The sequence below is a fragment of the Pseudomonas sp. ef1 genome, from assembly GCF_007293365.2.
GTDB lineage: Bacteria > Pseudomonadota > Gammaproteobacteria > Pseudomonadales > Pseudomonadaceae > Aquipseudomonas > Aquipseudomonas siliginis.
In genome coordinates, this window is the sequence record NZ_CM129815.1 from 5349916 (window position 1) to 5364723 (window position 14808).

The following is a 14808-nucleotide window of genomic DNA, read 5'->3' on the forward strand; positions in this document are numbered from 1 at the left end:
CCAGTTATCAGTCCGGCTTGCCGTGAATGACACCGGCGGTGTTATCGAGCAGGCTCTTGGTCGCGGTTTGCAGGAACGCCTCAAGTTTGAGTTTGAGTTCGGCAGTGCGCGGCGCGTCCGGCACTACTTCGGCGTGCGGGTTGGCGCCGAGTTGGTATTGCCAGATTTTCGGGCCCATGTCCTTGTCACGCGGCAGCACCAGAATCTGGTCGGCGGTGACAATGGCGGTGGTCTGTTCGCTGCCCGATGGCTTGATCACACCGAAACCGGTATCGCCCTGCGGCAGGTTGAGCAGATCACGGCCCCAGCACTGGTGACGCACTTCGCCACCGAGACGGCCCATGATGGTCGGTACGATGTCGATCTGCGTGCCCACGGTGTGGTCGCGGGTACCGAACTTCTGCTGAATGCCCGGGGCAATCATCAGCATCGGCACGTTGAAGCGGCCCAGGTCCATTTCAGTGATCTGGCGCTCGTTGCCGAAGCCATGGTCGCCGACGATGACGAACAGGGTTTCGTTGAAGTACTTCTCTTTGCGCGCCTTCTCGAAGAACTGGCCGAGCGCCCAATCGGAGTAGCGCATGGCGGTCAGGTGTTCGTTGAGGCTGCCACGGTCAGTCACGCGCTCGACCGGCAATGGCGTCGGCAAGGCGTACGGCGTGTGGTTGGACAGGGTTTGCAGCAGCGCGTAGAACGGCTTGCCGTTTTCCCGCGCCTTCAGTTCCTGCAGGCCACGATCGAACATGTCCTGGTCGGACACGCCCCAGGTCGGATCGGAGAACACCGGATTGACGAAGTCGTTGCGGCCAACGAAGTTGGTCATGCCCTGGTTGCTGAAGAAGCCCGACTGGTTATCCCAGGCGAAATCGCCGTTGTAGACATAGACGTCGTCATAGTCGCGGGCGCTGAGCAACTGCGGCAGGCCGGACAGTTTGTGGCTGCCTTCCGGGGTCTGCATCAGGTATTCGAAACCTGGCAGGTTGGGGAAGCAGGCCATGGTCGCGAACATGCCCTGATGGGTGTGGGTGCCGTTGGAGAAGAAGCGGTCGAACAGCAGGCCTTCCTTCGACAGCTTGTCCAGGTACGGGGTGATATTGCCCGGCGCGCCCAAAGCACCGACCGAGTGACCGGCCATGCTTTCCATCAGGATCACCACAACGTTCTTGATCGGCAGGGTCTTGTCAGCCGGCGGCATGTAGTCGCGGCGAACAGCGGCGATGTCGGCATCGACCAGTTTGTCGTCCGGCATCAGCAGCATGTCGCGCACCACTTGCTGCGCCTGTTCCTGGGGCAGCGTGGCTTTCCAGATATTGTCGCGGTCTTCGCCCATGCGCGCCTTGGCTGCGGCGACCAGCGACAGCGTGCCGTTGAGGCCGAGCTGGTTGGCGAAGTTGGAATCGGTGGTGTAGACGTCACCCCAACGCATCGGCGGGCCTTGACGCAGGGTGCCGCGAGCGGCGACCACGCAGATCAGCAGGCAGACCACGAACACCGCCAGGCGGGTGTACCACGGCGCAACCTGACGGGAGCTGACGCTGCCGCCGCTGAACGGTCCGCGCGGGCGGGTGGCGCGGTCGGCACCTTTGAACGCCAGGGTCAGAATGACCGTGCCGATTACCCACGCCAGCACGTAGCGCACCACCGGGAAACCGTACCAGAGCATGCTCATTACGGTTTTCGGGTCTTCCTTCACGTACTGGAACACCAGACCATTGAGGCGCTGGTGAAACTCGCGGTAGAAGTCCATTTCCATCAGGCCGAGGAACAGCGCGATGCTCGAGGCGACGGTCAGCCACAGACGGAAGAAACCGCGCGCGGCCATGGCCCGGGCACTGAACAGCGCCAGCACCAGCGGAATGCACAGGTAGACCACCAGGCGCAGGTCGAAACGCAGACCGTTGACAAACGCTTCAAGGAAGGTCGCGGCCGGGGTGTCGAGGATCATCTCGCGGTTGTAGACCAGCAGCGCGAGGCGCAGCGCGGAAAACATCACCATCATGACCAGCGCGCACAGCAGCGTGTAGGCCAGATGCGATTTGACGGTCGGTTGCAGCAGACGAGCAGAAGATCGCTGCTGACTCAGGGCGTCCGGGTTTGCCATGTCGTTTTAGGACCCATTGGAAGTTGAAGTTGCAAAAATACAGCGGCGCCATGCCCTCTATTGGTCAATCCAGACCCCGGGGCGTGCGCGGTGCGCAAATGTTGCACGATCGTTCACACCATTGCCATTGATTACTGCCCAGCCCTTCGAGACTTTCATTCGAAGGCTGGCAACGCAATGGCAGTCAACAAGTGCGGGCGAATTGTCTTGGAGACTTTGTGAAAATTTCGTGCAACGCATATCTGGAAATACAATTTAGAGACAAAACAAAACGCCCCGAAGCGATCGGGGCGTTTTGCTTACAGCCAATTGATTATTTCTCGGCGCGTTCTTTCAGCGCTTTCAGGGTATTGAATGGCGCATCCACCACAAACTTGTTGGCGACCATGGCCGGCACGCTACCGCCCGGCTCGGTGTGCACCTGGTAAGTCACTTCAACCTGATCGCCTTTAGGCACGAACTTCCAGAAGCCTTTGACTTGCTGGACCCGCACGAAGCCTTTTTCTTCCGGCAGATAGGTCGGCACGCCCTCAAGATTACGGGTCAGGCTGCCATCGGCGCCCTCAACAGTGGTGATCCTCAACACCGAATCACGCGGGGTCACCGGCCATGGCGTATTGAATTGCGAATAGGTCCAGCTCAGATCGCCTTCGTGCTTGAGCAGTTTCTGGCTCTTGCATTCGTGAATCCACGCGCAGGCGCCGGAGACGTCTTCCTGCAAGGCGCGCAGTTTGGCGACGGTGGTTTTCATCAGCGCGACGCCTTGGTAGGACTTGTAGTCCGAACCGGGTATTTCGCTCAGGGAAACCTTAATGCCGTCTTCGTTCTTGGCAACTTTCCAGTCTTCCGCGTGGGCGACCGAAGTGGCAAGTACGGCAGTCAGACCACACAACACAGCGATACGGTGCAGCGAACCCATAGTGTTATTCCTTATTGTTGAAGTTCCGTTCGTGAACACATCATGCCGCCGTCATCTGCTCCCACCAGCCGATCAACCTGATCGCTTCTTCCGAACTGCTGCCGCAAACCTCGACATCCGCAGCGAAACCCGAGCAGACAGCCGGACGTTCCGGACGGCCGAAAATGCTGCACAGGTTATCGACCGACAGTTGCACGCAACGTTCGCCGGCGGGTTTGCCATCGGGCATGCCGGGGATCGGCGAACTGATGGAGGGGGCAATGCAGCAAGCGCCACAGCCTTCACGGCATTTCATGACGAACAGATCCTCGCGACGGGCGATGTGTAAAGAGACGGGAAACAGAGTAACCGCTAAAACGACTGTTTCAAATTGCCACAAGCGGCTTTTCAACGATAAGTAAAAGTGACCGGGCAGTCTCCGACGAAGCGTCTGCTCTGCGCGTCGCAGAGGCCTGCATCTATTGCTTGAATTCGAAATCCAGCGCCGCGCCTTCCACATCGCGTCGCGCTTCGTTGCGCAATTGCAACTCCATTTCATTGCTGAGCAAGCGGCCGTTGAGCTGGAAGCCGTTATCTTTTTCGCCAAACATCTGCGGCAGGATCGCCTCGCGTTTGGGCAGTTCTACGGTGCCCTGTGGCTTCAGGTCTTCAACCATATCCTTGGGCAGGCTGAGATCGAGTTTTGCCGGCGGCAATTTGGTCTTGGCCACCTCGCTGGCGGATTTCGACTTCGAGGCAACCGGGCGACGCTTCTTCACCGTGGCGTTTTTTTTGGCCTGGGCTTTTTTTGCCGGAGCCACGGTTTTGACGGCTTTCTTCGTGGTACTGGTCGCTGCCGGTTTTTCCTGGGCTGCGGCCGCCATGACACCCGGTGCCTGACCGATCATCAACAAACCCAGCAATACCCACGCGGCAGGAACAATCGCTTTCATGGACCCAACGAACTAACGGCAGAGGGCCACATGCTCGCCTGTTGTGCGTCACATGACAAGCCTCAGCGCCCTCCCCGTTCAGAATCCGCCAGCCATTTCCTGACACAGTTGGGTGGCCAACAGACCCAGCGTCATCAGCGCGCGCTCCGCCTCGCGGTTCCACGGAATGCCGCAATTGAGCCGGATACAGTGGTTGAACTGCTCGGTGTTGCTGAAGATCAGCCCCGGCGCGATGCTGATGCCTTGTTGCAGTGCGCGGACATGCAATTCCTGGGTGTTGACCCGCCCCGGCAAGCTCACCCAAAGGATGAAACCGCCCGTTGGCCGGGACATCTGCGTGCCTTCAGGGAAATGCTGTTGAACCGCCAGCTGGAACGCGCTGAGGTTTTTCCGGTATTCCTGGCGGATGTAGCGTAAATGCCGGTCATAACCGCCGTTTTCCAGATAGGCGGCAATCGCCATCTGCGTGACGCTGCACGCCGAATGGGTGCTGAAGGTTTGCAGGCGCTGGATTTCCTGCTGGTATTTGCCGGCGATCATCCAGCCGATACGCACACCTGGCGACAAGGTTTTGGAGAAGCTCGAGCAGTAGATCACCCGATCCAGCCTGTCGTAAGCCTTCAGCGCCTTGGTACGGCCCTGCTCGAACATCAGTTCGCCGTAGATATCGTCTTCGACAATCTGAATGTCGAAATCCGAGGCCAGACGCAACAACTGTTTCTGCCGCTCTTCCGGCATGGTTCCGCCGAGGGGATTGCTCAGGCGCGTGGTCAGCACCAGCGCCTTGATCGACCACTGGTTGGCGGCCAGTTGCAAGGCTTCCAGGCTCATGCCGGTGGCGGGGTCGCTGGGGATTTCGATGACTTTCAGGCCGAGCAGATCGGCCAGTTGCAGCAGGCCATAATAGGTAGGTGATTCGGCAGCGATCAGATCCCCCGGTCGCGTCAGCACGCGCAACGACATCTGCAAGGCGTCGACACAGCCGTGGGTAATCACCACTTCCGATGGATCGACCACCACGCCGGCGTCACGCATGCGGATCGCCACTTGACGACGCAGCGGTTCGAAACCAGGGCTGAACATGTAGCTGAACGCCCGTGGACTGTGAAACCGGGTGACCTTGGCCAGTTGCTGATGCAGCGCGCGCACCGGCAGATAATCGACGCTCGGCACCGCAGCGCCCAGCGGAAACACGCCTTCGCGGCGGGATTCGACCAATACCTGCTGAATGATGCTGCTGCGCGTCACCAGCCCCGGCCGTTCGACCCGGGCAATATCCGGCGTCGGCGCGGTCAGCGCTGGGGTCTGGTGCACGTAGTAACCCGACTGCGGCCGGGCGCGGATCAGGCCCTGATCTTCAAGGTTGGCGTAAGCCTGCAACACCGTCGCATGGCTGACGTTGAGCTGCGAACTCATCTTGCGCACCGAAGGCACGCGCTCCCCCGGTTGATAGACACCACGGCGGATGTCTTCGGCCAGTTGCTGAGCAATACGTTGGTAGAGCAAGAGATTGGTCATGACGCAGCACTCGATTTCACGGGCGTTTTATTCTTGTGTGAAACAATACCGGAACAGTTTAGAAGTGTACTGGGACAGTTGCCAGATTACTCGACCGTACAGTGGGGTGTCTGCCCCATCTGTACGGTTTTGCGCAGCAATCGACAGACATAAAAAAGCCCGGCACTGCATGACAGTCCGGGCTTTCCAGAGACGCAGCCCTCAGCGGGCGGCGCCGAGCTGGCCTTTTTCGTCGGAGAACACAATTTCCACCCGGCGGTTCTGCGCCCGTCCACGCTCGGAGGCGTTGGCGTCAACCGGGAACTGGTCGCCATAACCTTCGACCTGAATGCGTTTTTCATCGATGCCCAGATCGACCAGCACGTCAGCCACCGACTGCGCACGATCGCGGGACAGTTTGAGGTTTTCCTGTTTGCCACCCGTGCTGTCGGTGTAACCCTCGATGCGCACCACGCGCTTGGGGTTGAGTTGCAGAAACTGCACGATCTTCAGCACGACACGGTTGGCCGAGTTTTTCAGTTCCGCCTGGCCGGTGTCGAACAACACGTCGCCGAGGGTCATGACCAGCCCCCGATCGGTCTGAGTGGTGGCCAGCGCCTCGATCTGTTCCTCCAGCCACTTGCCCTGCTGCTGCACACTGAGCAGCTTCGACTCGCGCAGAGCCAGTTGCAGACGCTGACGCTCAAGCTCGAGCTTGGCTGCGCGTTCCTCGTTGAGCGCCTGGTTGGTGTGCTCGCGGGCGATTTCGCTGTAGCGCTGGCTCAAGTAGGCGTAATGCACCACGTCCGCACCGCTGCCCCAATAGGTCGACAGCCGATCGGCACGGGCCAGGGATTCGCCGGCGCGGATCACGTCTTTCGGCGCAATGCGCAGGACGTTGGAATCTTCCTTGACCTTCTGGAAATCAGCGCCGGCCTGTTGCAGCGCCGCCTCGCTGTGCTGGCCAGCGCAGCCGTACAGGCTGGCGCAACCGGCGAGGAGCAGGATACCGAAAGCGTTGGACTTGAGGCTCATTGCGCTTCCCCCAGTTGCAGCTGCTTGCGCAGGCGGACAATGCGGGTATTGAGCACATTGAGTTGCTCTTCACTTTTTTTCGTCAGCACCTTGGCCTCGGCCAGACGTGCATCCAGCTCGGCCTGCTCGGCACGCATGCGCGCGTTGCGATAGGACTCGTCGGCCATGCTGCCTTTGGCGCGGTTGTACTTGGTTTCGGCCAGTTGCATTTCCGGCACTTCGTCAGCGGTGGCGCCGACTGCCTTGGCCTGCACGATGGCTTGTTCGGTCAAACGCATTTGTTCACTGGGTGCCGGATCGGATGCGCACCCGGCCAGGGCCAGAACGGCCACAGCCGCGAAAAGAGGTCGAATACTCACTAAGAATCCCTACTGTTTTGGGGCACTGACAGGTTGTGGCGGCTGTTGCTGTTGCGCCTTCCAGCGCTCGATGTTGCGTTGCAGCGCGGCTTCCGTCAGTCCGGACGCGGGCAATTCTGTCATCTTTTTGGCGAGCTGTCCGCGCAACCACGGATCGTTGCAGGCCGAGTTATGCGAAACCGCGAGGAACAGACCCGGCCGGTCGATGGGTTGTTCGAACGCCAACAGATCGCTGGTCATGCCCAATGTCTGCGCGGCGGCCAGGCCTGAGTAACGTCCGGCGAGGACATATTCCACCTCCCCCAAAAGAAGTTTCTGCAGGGCCTGGGTAAGATTGGCTGTCCGCGTCAGGGTCAGATTCTGTTCGGCGAAAGTGCCGAATGCCTGGGTCATCCGAGACTTTTCCGACACCGCGCCAGCGTGGCCTTTCAGGTCGCTGGCCTCGGCATAGGTCAGCGTCGAGCCTTTGCGCGTCCACACCAGATAGTCGTTTTCCAGCAGTGGCGGATGGATGTAGTCGAGGTTTTCCAGCTCATTCACGGTCAACGGCGCGTCGGCCAGCATGTCCATGCGCCCGCTGCGCACTTCATCGAGGGCCTGCGAGCGTTTGCCGGCGTAGAGCAGGTCAACTTTGATGCCCAGATCCTTGGCCACTTGCTGCAGCACATCGGCGCTGGCGCCGATCAGGCGCTTGGGGTTTTGCGGGTCCTGCCACAGATAGGGCGGCGCATCCGGGCTGCCGGTGACAACCAGGCGCTCGCACTTGCCAGCGGCCGTGGCCAGACCTGGCAACAGCACCCATCCCAACAACCATCCGCAGCGCAGATCCATGGCAAAACGCTCCCGCTTGAAATTCGAGACAAAAAAAAGCCCGACCAACAGGCCGGGCTCTTTATAAGTGAAGACGCCGGATTAGACCAGCTTCTCCAGCTCAGGTACTGCTTCGAACAGATCCGCCACGAGACCGTAATCGGCCACCTGGAAGATCGGCGCTTCTTCGTCCTTGTTGATCGCAACGATCACTTTGGAGTCTTTCATACCGGCCAAGTGCTGGATCGCGCCGGAGATACCGACGGCGATGTACAGCTGTGGCGCAACGATCTTGCCGGTCTGACCGACCTGCATGTCGTTCGGTACGAAACCTGCGTCGACCGCAGCGCGCGAAGCGCCAACAGCAGCGCCGAGCTTGTCGGCCAGCGCGTACAGGTGTTTGAAGTTGTTACCGTTCTGCATGCCGCGGCCGCCAGAGACGACGATCTTGGCAGCGGTCAGCTCAGGACGATCGGACTTGGCCAGCTCTTCGCTGATGAAGCTCGAGGTACTGGCGTCGTGCGCAGCGCCAACGGCTTCAACGGCAGCCGAACCACCTTCAGTAGCAACCGGATCGAAACCGGTGGCACGCACGGTGATCACTTTGATCGCGGCAGTTGATTGCACTGTGGCGATGGCGTTACCGGCGTAGATCGGACGCTTGAAAGTGTCAGCGCTTTCTACCGAGATGATCTCGGAGATCTGGTCAACGTCCAGCGCAGCAGCAACGCGCGGCAGGATGTTTTTGCCGTTGGAAGTCGCGGCAGCCAGAATGTGGCTGTAATTCTTGCCCAACTCTGCAACCAGAGGAGCAACGTTTTCCGGCAGCTGATGCGCGTAAGCGGCGTTGTCAGCATTCAGGACTTTGCTCACGCCAGCGATTTTCGCTGCGGCTTCGGCCACCGGGCCTGCGCCCTGACCTGCTACCAGAACGTGGATGTCGCCGCCGATTTTTGCCGCAGCAGCCACGGTGTTCAGTGTGGCCGGGGCCAGCACTTTGTTGTCGTGTTCAGCAATAACCAAGATAGTCATTTAGATTACCTTCGCTTCGTTCTTGAGTTTTTCAACCAGTTCAGCCACCGACTTGACCTTGATGCCCGCGCTGCGTGCAGCCGGCGCTTCGACTTTCAGGGTCTTGTTGGTGGAGGCGGTGGAAACGCCCAAAGCGTCCGGAGTCAGCACTTCGAGAGGCTTCTTCTTGGCTTTCATGATGTTTGGCAGGGACGCGTAGCGCGGCTCGTTCAAACGCAGGTCGGTGGTGACGATTGCAGGCAGTTTCAGGGAAACAGTCTGCGCGCCGCCGTCGATTTCGCGAGTCACGGCAACGCTGTCGCCGGAGACTTCGACTTTCGAAGCGAAGGTGCCCTGACCGTAGCCGCTCAGTGCCGCGAGCATCTGGCCGGTCTGGTTGTTGTCGCTGTCGATCGCCTGTTTGCCAAGGATCACCAGCTGAGGCTGTTCCTTGTCGACAACGGCCTTGAGCAGCTTGGCCACGGCCAGCGAGGTCAGGTCTTCAGCGGATTCGACGAGGATGGCGCGGTCGGCACCCAGAGCCAGTGCGGTACGCAGCTGCTCCTGAGCGGTGGTCGGGCCGATCGAGACGACGACGATTTCAGTCGCAACGCCCTTCTCTTTCAGGCGTACGGCTTCTTCCACGGCGATTTCGCAGAACGGGTTCATCGACATCTTGACGTTGGCGAGGTCGACGCCGGAATTGTCCGCCTTGACGCGGACCTTGACGTTGTAATCCACAACGCGTTTGACAGCTACAAGAACCTTCATGGATTCCTCGTTACTCTCCGGTGAAAAGAAAGTCGCCTAGGCGAACCTGGCGGATGATGCTCATCGGGCGACAAGGGCACCTCTAAAAACGCCGGCTTGAATGTGAGGTGATTCACTTCGCGAAGAGCGGTGACCGTTCGTCAGGGGTGACTGTCGGGTCATTCATTCTCACGCTGTGTAAACTGCGCGCCGGACTTGCGCTGCGCATCACCGTCTACTGCCTGTGCCCTGTCTTTAGAGGTGCTCTTGAAACCGCCAGTCTGCCTACGGCGAGCGCAAAACCGCCCGTATCTTGACCGGAACACCCATTCTGGTCAATACGCCAAAATGCCCTGTCATAAGCCGCGCTTCTTTGATTTATCAGGGCTGGAGGCGATTCAAACAAACGTTTGTATTGGACGCTAGGAGTGGTGTAGATATAATGCGCCGCCTAGAGAGAAAGGTGGATTCGCCAATATTCCCTTTGACGTTAACGTAAAGGCAATACGGATGCGAGATCAAACCTCCATATTAGAAAAAAAACTGTTGAGCCTTGAGTAGGAGATAGCCTGTGGAACGCGAATACATGGAATTCGACGTCGTCATCGTCGGTGCCGGCCCCGCTGGTCTGTCCGCCGCCTGCCGCTTGAAGCAGAAGGCCGCTGACGCCGGTAAGGAAATCAGCGTCTGCGTGGTCGAAAAAGGCTCCGAAGTCGGCGCACACATCCTCTCCGGTGCGGTGTTCGAACCCCGCGCCCTGAACGAACTGTTCCCGGACTGGAAAGAACTCGGCGCACCGCTGAACACGCCAGTCACACGCGATGACATTTTCGTGCTGAAAAACGCCGACAGTGCGCAGAAGATTCCCGACTTCTTTGTGCCCAAGACCATGCACAACGAAGGCAACTACATTATCTCCCTGGGCAACCTGTGCCGCTGGCTGGCTCAGCAGGCCGAGAACCTGGGTGTGGAAATCTACCCGGGCTTCGCCGCTCAGGAAGCGCTGATCGATGAAAACGGCGTAGTGCGCGGGATCATCACCGGTGATCTGGGCGTCGACCGTGAAGGCAACCCGAAAGAAGGCCTGTACACCCCTGGCATGGAACTGCGTGGCAAATACACGCTGTTCGCCGAAGGCTGCCGTGGCCACATTGGCAAGCAACTGATCAAGCGCTACAACCTCGACAGCGATGCCGACGTTCAGCACTACGGCATTGGTCTGAAAGAAATCTGGGAAATCGACCCGGCCAAGCATCAGCCAGGCCTGGTGGTGCACACCGCCGGCTGGCCGCTGGACATCATGGGCACCGAGAACACCGGCGGCTCGTTCCTCTATCACCTGGAAAACAATCAGGTGGTGGTCGGTCTGATCGTCGACCTGTCCTACAGCAACACTTACCTGTCGCCGTTCGATGAGTTCCAGCGCCTCAAGCATCACCCGGTGCTCAAGCAATATCTGGAAGGCGGCAAGCGCGTCAGCTATGGCGCCCGCGCCATCGCCAAGGGTGGCCTGAACTCGCTGCCGAAAATGGTCTTCAAGGGCGGCGCGCTGATCGGTTGCGACCTCGGCACCCTGAACTTCGCCAAGATCAAAGGCAGCCACACCGCGATGAAGTCCGGCATGCTCGCGGCGGAATCGGTAGCCGATGCGCTGTTTGCCGAGCAGGATTGCACCGTCGAACTGACCACTTACGTCGACGCATTCAAGAACAGCTGGCTGCACGAAGAATTATTCGCCAGCCGTAACTTCGGCCCGGCGATTCACAAGTACGGCGCAATCATCGGCGGTGGTTTCAACTGGCTGGACCAGAACATCTTCGGCGGTAAACTGCCGTTCACCTTGCGCGACACCAAGCCGGATTACGCCTGCCTCAAGCTCGCGGCCGACTGCAAGAAGATCGATTACCCGAAACCTGACGGCAAACTGAGTTTCGACAAACTCAGCTCGGTGTTCATCTCCGGCACTAACCACGAAGAAGAGCAGCCGTGCCACTTGAAGCTGACCGATCCGAGCATCCCGATCAGCAAAAACCTGCCGTTGTACGACGAACCGGCGCAGCGTTACTGCCCGGCCGGCGTATACGAAGTGATCACCAAGGAAGATGGCGAGAAGCGCTTCCAGATCAACGCCCAGAACTGCGTGCACTGCAAGACCTGTGACATCAAGGACCCTGCGCAGAACATCACCTGGGTGGCGCCGGAAGGTGCCGGCGGCCCGACTTACCCGAACATGTAAGTCGAAACGCTGAACAACAAGGCTCCCGAAATGGGGGCCTTTTTGTTGCCCAAAATTCCTCTGCCACCACAAAACAACTGTGGGAGCGAGCCTGCTCGCGAAAGCGGTGTGTCATATAAAGATGATGTCGACTGATAAACCGCCTTCGCGAGCAGGCTCGCTCCCACAGGGGATCATCGGCGGTTCAGGCAGCGCGCTCTTCCCCCGGACTGCGTTCGAAGTAACGCTTGTACTCGCGGCTGAACTGCGACGTGCTCTGATACCCCACCCGATGCGCCACCTGCGCCACGCCCAGCCCCTCCGCCACCAGCAGCGTCTGCGCCTTCAACAAGCGCAAACGCTTGAGATACTGCACCGGCGACAACAGCGTGCTGCGTTTGAAATGCTCATGAAACGTCGACACGCTCATGTTCGCGCAACCAGCCAGGGTCTCGACATTCAGCGGCTCGGTGTAATGCGCATGCAGATGGCTGATCGACGCCGCCACCCGAGCGAATTGCCCTTGTTGCTCGACCAGCGCACGCAATACATCCGCCTGCGGCCCGCGCAACGCGACGAACAACAACTCGCGGACCCGCGCCGGGCCGAGAATCTGGCATTCCAGCGGATCGTGCAGACAACTGAGCAGCCGTTCGACACAACCGCGCATGCCATCGTCGAGCACCACCGAGGTCATCGACTCCGGCGTCTGCGCCGGAATATGCCGACCCGGCGCCAGCCCCATGGCCAGCACCAATTCGCCGAGCAGGACGCGATCAATCGCCACCGACACACCGAGCAATGGCGCATCGGGCAAGGCAAAGGTTTCACATTCGAACGGCACCGGCAGCGCCTGGATCAGGTAATGCCCGGCGCCGTATTCCATGGTTCGTGGGCCGAGGAACGCCAGTTTGCTGCCCTGGGCGATGATCATCAGGCTCGGCTCGTAAATGTGCGGGCCACGGGCGACGTCGCAACTGGCGCGCAGGATCTGCACACCGGGCAGGCCGGTCTGGCTGTAGCCATCGCGCAGCGCCAGCGGTTCGATCAACGAAACCAGCCGGGCATTGGCATCAAGATGACGGGTCAACTGCATCGAATAGGTCTTCGTAAAATTCACGGAAAAAGGGATGAAAACATCATCGCAGATCCGCTGACCAATGCGATCGCCGAAACCCGCATGCCGGAGGATTAGGCATGAGACCCGGAGAAATCGTCATGGCCGCACCCGCGTCTGACGGCCAGAATTCACCGCCTCACTTGTCACTGTTTTTGCGAGGTCCTTCATGTACACCGCCATCGGCTATGCCGCCCAATCGGCCACCACTCCCCTCGCCCCGATGAAATTCGAACGCCGCAGCCCGCGCGCCGACGACGTGGCGATCGAAATTCTCTACTGCGGCGTCTGCCATTCCGACATCCATCAGGCACGCAACGAATGGGGCATCGCCGTTTATCCGCTGATGCCTGGCCATGAGATCGTCGGAAAAGTCACCGCAGTCGGTGCGAATGTCACCCGTCACAAGATAGGCGATCTGGTTGGCGTAGGCTGCATGGTCGACTCCTGCCGCAGCTGCGAAGCCTGCCAGGCGAACCTCGAGCAATATTGCCTCGAAGGCCCGACCATGACCTACGCCACCCCGGATCGGGTTGATGGCAGCAACACCATGGGCGGTTATTCGGACAGCATCGTGGTCAGCGAACACTTCGTTGTGCGCATCCCCGAGAAACTCGCACTGGCCAGCGCCGCACCGATTCTCTGCGCCGGTATCACCACTTACTCGCCGCTCAAGCACTACGGCGTCAAGGCCGGTGACAAGGTCGGCATTCTCGGCATGGGCGGCCTCGGCCACATGGGCATCAAGTTCGCCAAGGCCATGGGCGCGGAAGTGACCCTGTTCACCCGTTCGGCGAGCAAGGCTGAAGAAGGTCGCCGTCAGGGCGCCGATCACGTCATCGTCTCCACCGATGCCGAGCAGATGAAGGCCGCGGCCGGCTACTTCGACTTCCTGCTCGACACCATCCCGGTGCAGCACGATCTGAACCCGTACCTCGACACTCTGCGTTTCGACGGTGTGCACATTCTGGTCGGCCTGATCGAGCCGGTGAACCCGCCCGTCCACGCCGGCAAACTGGTGATGAGCCGCCGCGTACTGGCCGGCTCCCTGATCGGCGGTATCGCCGAAACCCAGGAAGTGCTGGATTTCTGCGCCGAGCACAACATCACCTGCGACATCGAAATGCTCGACATCCGCAATATCAATGAAGCCTATGCGCGGATGATTGCCGGTGACGTGAAGTACCGCTTCGTCATCGACATGGCGACGCTGAAGGCCTAAACCTTAGGGCTATACCTTCAAACCAAGCTCCGCCGACAGCCGGGTTGTGACCCCTTTGAGCAGGGGGATCAACTCGGCCATTTTTTCCAGCGGCATGTACGGCACGGTGCTGGCGATACTGATCGCCGCGACTATGCCCTTGCTCGCATCACGAATCGGCGCCGCCACACAGCGGATCGACGGTTCGTTGTCTTCCAGATCGAACGCGTAGCCACCGGCAACGTATTCGCCCATGCGCTGCTCAAGCTGTTCCCACGACTGCTGGGGATGCTGCGGCCAGAACTGACTTTTGCCACCCGCCGGCAGGCTGATGTCGTACAGCCGCCGCCAATCCTGCGGCGAATCATCGAGCATCAAGGCCTTGCCAATCCCGGTACGTACCAGCGGCATGCGATGGCCCACCCGCGAGCGCATTTCCGGCCCGTTGCGCCCGGGGTTCTTCAATAGGTACAGCACTTCGTCGCCTTCGCGGATTCCGAGGTGCACGGTATCGCCGGTCAGCGCCGACAACTCATCCAGATACGGTCCGGCCAACGTCACCAGCGGCAACTCTTCGCGGGCCTGAAAGCCCAGTTCGATCAGCTTCGGCCCGAGCAGATAACCGATTTGCGGCACCACGCGCAGATAACGCTCGTCGACCAGACAACTGGCCAGACGATGGGTAGTGCTGCGCGTGGTGCCGATCAGCCGGGCGATCTCCTTGAGATCACGCGCGCCGCTGGCCACCGCTTGGACTACACCGAGGCCGCGCAGCAGCGTCTGGGTGCCGGTGGGCGCGGCGTCCTTGGTTTTTTCCGGGGCGTCTTCCTGCATATCCAGCCTTTTTACCGTTGAGCGAAG

At 59.8% G+C, this 14808-nt stretch carries 14 protein-coding genes; 2 read left to right on the forward strand and 12 right to left on the reverse strand.

The window, feature by feature from the left end:
* Positions 1–7: 7 nt before the first annotated feature.
* The 10 genes from FEE99_RS24415 to FEE99_RS24460 form a co-directional block, all read right to left on the reverse strand.
* Complete coding sequence (locus FEE99_RS24415) at positions 8–2101, reverse strand: LTA synthase family protein (protein WP_041478246.1); 2094 nt, start codon at positions 2099–2101, stop codon at positions 8–10.
* Positions 2102–2414: 313 nt separating this feature from the next.
* Positions 2415–3020, reverse strand: a complete 606-nt coding sequence (locus FEE99_RS24420; RefSeq protein ID WP_041478245.1) for an START domain-containing protein — start codon at positions 3018–3020, stop codon at positions 2415–2417.
* Between the two features lie 40 nt (positions 3021–3060).
* Complete coding sequence (locus FEE99_RS24425) at positions 3061–3315, reverse strand: YkgJ family cysteine cluster protein (protein WP_016770949.1); 255 nt, start codon at positions 3313–3315, stop codon at positions 3061–3063.
* A 163-nt stretch (positions 3316–3478) separates the two neighbouring features.
* A complete protein-coding gene (locus tag FEE99_RS24430) occupies positions 3479–3952 on the reverse strand; it encodes a hypothetical protein (RefSeq protein WP_041478244.1) in 474 nt (157 codons plus the stop codon).
* 78 nt (positions 3953–4030) lie between these two features.
* Positions 4031–5470, reverse strand: a complete 1440-nt coding sequence (locus FEE99_RS24435; RefSeq protein ID WP_041478242.1) for an aminotransferase-like domain-containing protein — start codon at positions 5468–5470, stop codon at positions 4031–4033.
* A gap of 201 nt (positions 5471–5671) precedes the next feature.
* Positions 5672–6484: an OmpA family protein gene (locus tag FEE99_RS24440; protein ID WP_041478241.1), complete on the reverse strand. Its 813-nt coding sequence runs from the start codon at positions 6482–6484 to the stop codon at positions 5672–5674.
* The gene (locus FEE99_RS24445; protein ID WP_038860459.1) at positions 6481–6843 is read right to left on the reverse strand and encodes a DUF4398 domain-containing protein; all 363 of its coding nucleotides are present in this window, start codon (positions 6841–6843) and stop codon (positions 6481–6483) included. Before FEE99_RS24445 ends, FEE99_RS24440 begins: the two co-directional genes overlap by 4 nt.
* A 9-nt stretch (positions 6844–6852) precedes the next feature.
* Positions 6853–7674 carry a substrate-binding periplasmic protein gene (locus tag FEE99_RS24450; RefSeq protein WP_041478239.1) on the reverse strand — a complete coding sequence of 274 codons (822 nt, stop codon included), beginning with the start codon at positions 7672–7674 and terminating at the stop codon, positions 6853–6855.
* A gap of 81 nt (positions 7675–7755) precedes the next feature.
* Complete coding sequence (locus FEE99_RS24455) at positions 7756–8685, reverse strand: electron transfer flavoprotein subunit alpha/FixB family protein (RefSeq protein ID WP_064361231.1); 930 nt, start codon at positions 8683–8685, stop codon at positions 7756–7758.
* Positions 8686–9435: an electron transfer flavoprotein subunit beta/FixA family protein gene (locus tag FEE99_RS24460; protein ID WP_007908338.1), complete on the reverse strand. Its 750-nt coding sequence runs from the start codon at positions 9433–9435 to the stop codon at positions 8686–8688.
* Between the two features lie 550 nt (positions 9436–9985).
* Between FEE99_RS24460 and FEE99_RS24465 the strand changes: the two genes are divergently transcribed.
* Entirely contained in the window at positions 9986–11650 is a 1665-nt protein-coding gene (locus FEE99_RS24465) for an electron transfer flavoprotein-ubiquinone oxidoreductase (RefSeq protein ID WP_016770955.1), read from the forward strand.
* 184 nt (positions 11651–11834) lie between these two features.
* Here the strand turns inward: FEE99_RS24465 and FEE99_RS24470 are convergent, their stop codons facing one another.
* Positions 11835–12725 carry an AraC family transcriptional regulator gene (locus FEE99_RS24470; protein ID WP_064361232.1) on the reverse strand — a complete coding sequence of 297 codons (891 nt, stop codon included), beginning with the start codon at positions 12723–12725 and terminating at the stop codon, positions 11835–11837.
* 190 nt (positions 12726–12915) lie between these two features.
* Here FEE99_RS24470 and FEE99_RS24475 point away from each other — a divergent pair, with 190 nt between their 5' ends.
* On the forward strand, positions 12916–13968 hold the full coding sequence (locus FEE99_RS24475; RefSeq protein ID WP_041479403.1) for an NAD(P)-dependent alcohol dehydrogenase: 1053 nt from the start codon (positions 12916–12918) through the stop codon (positions 13966–13968).
* Positions 13969–13977: 9 nt separating this feature from the next.
* On the opposite strand, the gene FEE99_RS24480 is transcribed toward FEE99_RS24475, so the two are convergent.
* The gene (locus FEE99_RS24480) at positions 13978–14781 is read right to left on the reverse strand and encodes an IclR family transcriptional regulator (protein WP_016770958.1); all 804 of its coding nucleotides are present in this window, start codon (positions 14779–14781) and stop codon (positions 13978–13980) included.
* Positions 14782–14808: the final 27 nt, after the last annotated feature.

Coding starts and splice junctions, on each gene's coding strand:
- FEE99_RS24415 (WP_041478246.1), bottom strand. CDS start 2,101: ATGGCAAACCCGGACGCCCTGAGTCAGCAGCGATCTTCTGCTCGTCTG.
- FEE99_RS24420 (WP_041478245.1), bottom strand. CDS start 3,020: ATGGGTTCGCTGCACCGTATCGCTGTGTTGTGTGGTCTGACTGCCGTA.
- FEE99_RS24425 (WP_016770949.1), bottom strand. CDS start 3,315: ATGAAATGCCGTGAAGGCTGTGGCGCTTGCTGCATTGCCCCCTCCATC.
- FEE99_RS24430 (WP_041478244.1), bottom strand. CDS start 3,952: ATGAAAGCGATTGTTCCTGCCGCGTGGGTATTGCTGGGTTTGTTGATG.
- FEE99_RS24435 (WP_041478242.1), bottom strand. CDS start 5,470: ATGACCAATCTCTTGCTCTACCAACGTATTGCTCAGCAACTGGCCGAA.
- FEE99_RS24440 (WP_041478241.1), bottom strand. CDS start 6,484: ATGAGCCTCAAGTCCAACGCTTTCGGTATCCTGCTCCTCGCCGGTTGC.
- FEE99_RS24450 (WP_041478239.1), bottom strand. CDS start 7,674: ATGGATCTGCGCTGCGGATGGTTGTTGGGATGGGTGCTGTTGCCAGGT.
- FEE99_RS24455 (WP_064361231.1), bottom strand. CDS start 8,685: ATGACTATCTTGGTTATTGCTGAACACGACAACAAAGTGCTGGCCCCG.
- FEE99_RS24460 (WP_007908338.1), bottom strand. CDS start 9,435: ATGAAGGTTCTTGTAGCTGTCAAACGCGTTGTGGATTACAACGTCAAG.
- FEE99_RS24470 (WP_064361232.1), bottom strand. CDS start 12,725: ATGCAGTTGACCCGTCATCTTGATGCCAATGCCCGGCTGGTTTCGTTG.
- FEE99_RS24475 (WP_041479403.1), top strand. CDS start 12,916: ATGTACACCGCCATCGGCTATGCCGCCCAATCGGCCACCACTCCCCTC.
- FEE99_RS24480 (WP_016770958.1), bottom strand. CDS start 14,781: ATGCAGGAAGACGCCCCGGAAAAAACCAAGGACGCCGCGCCCACCGGC.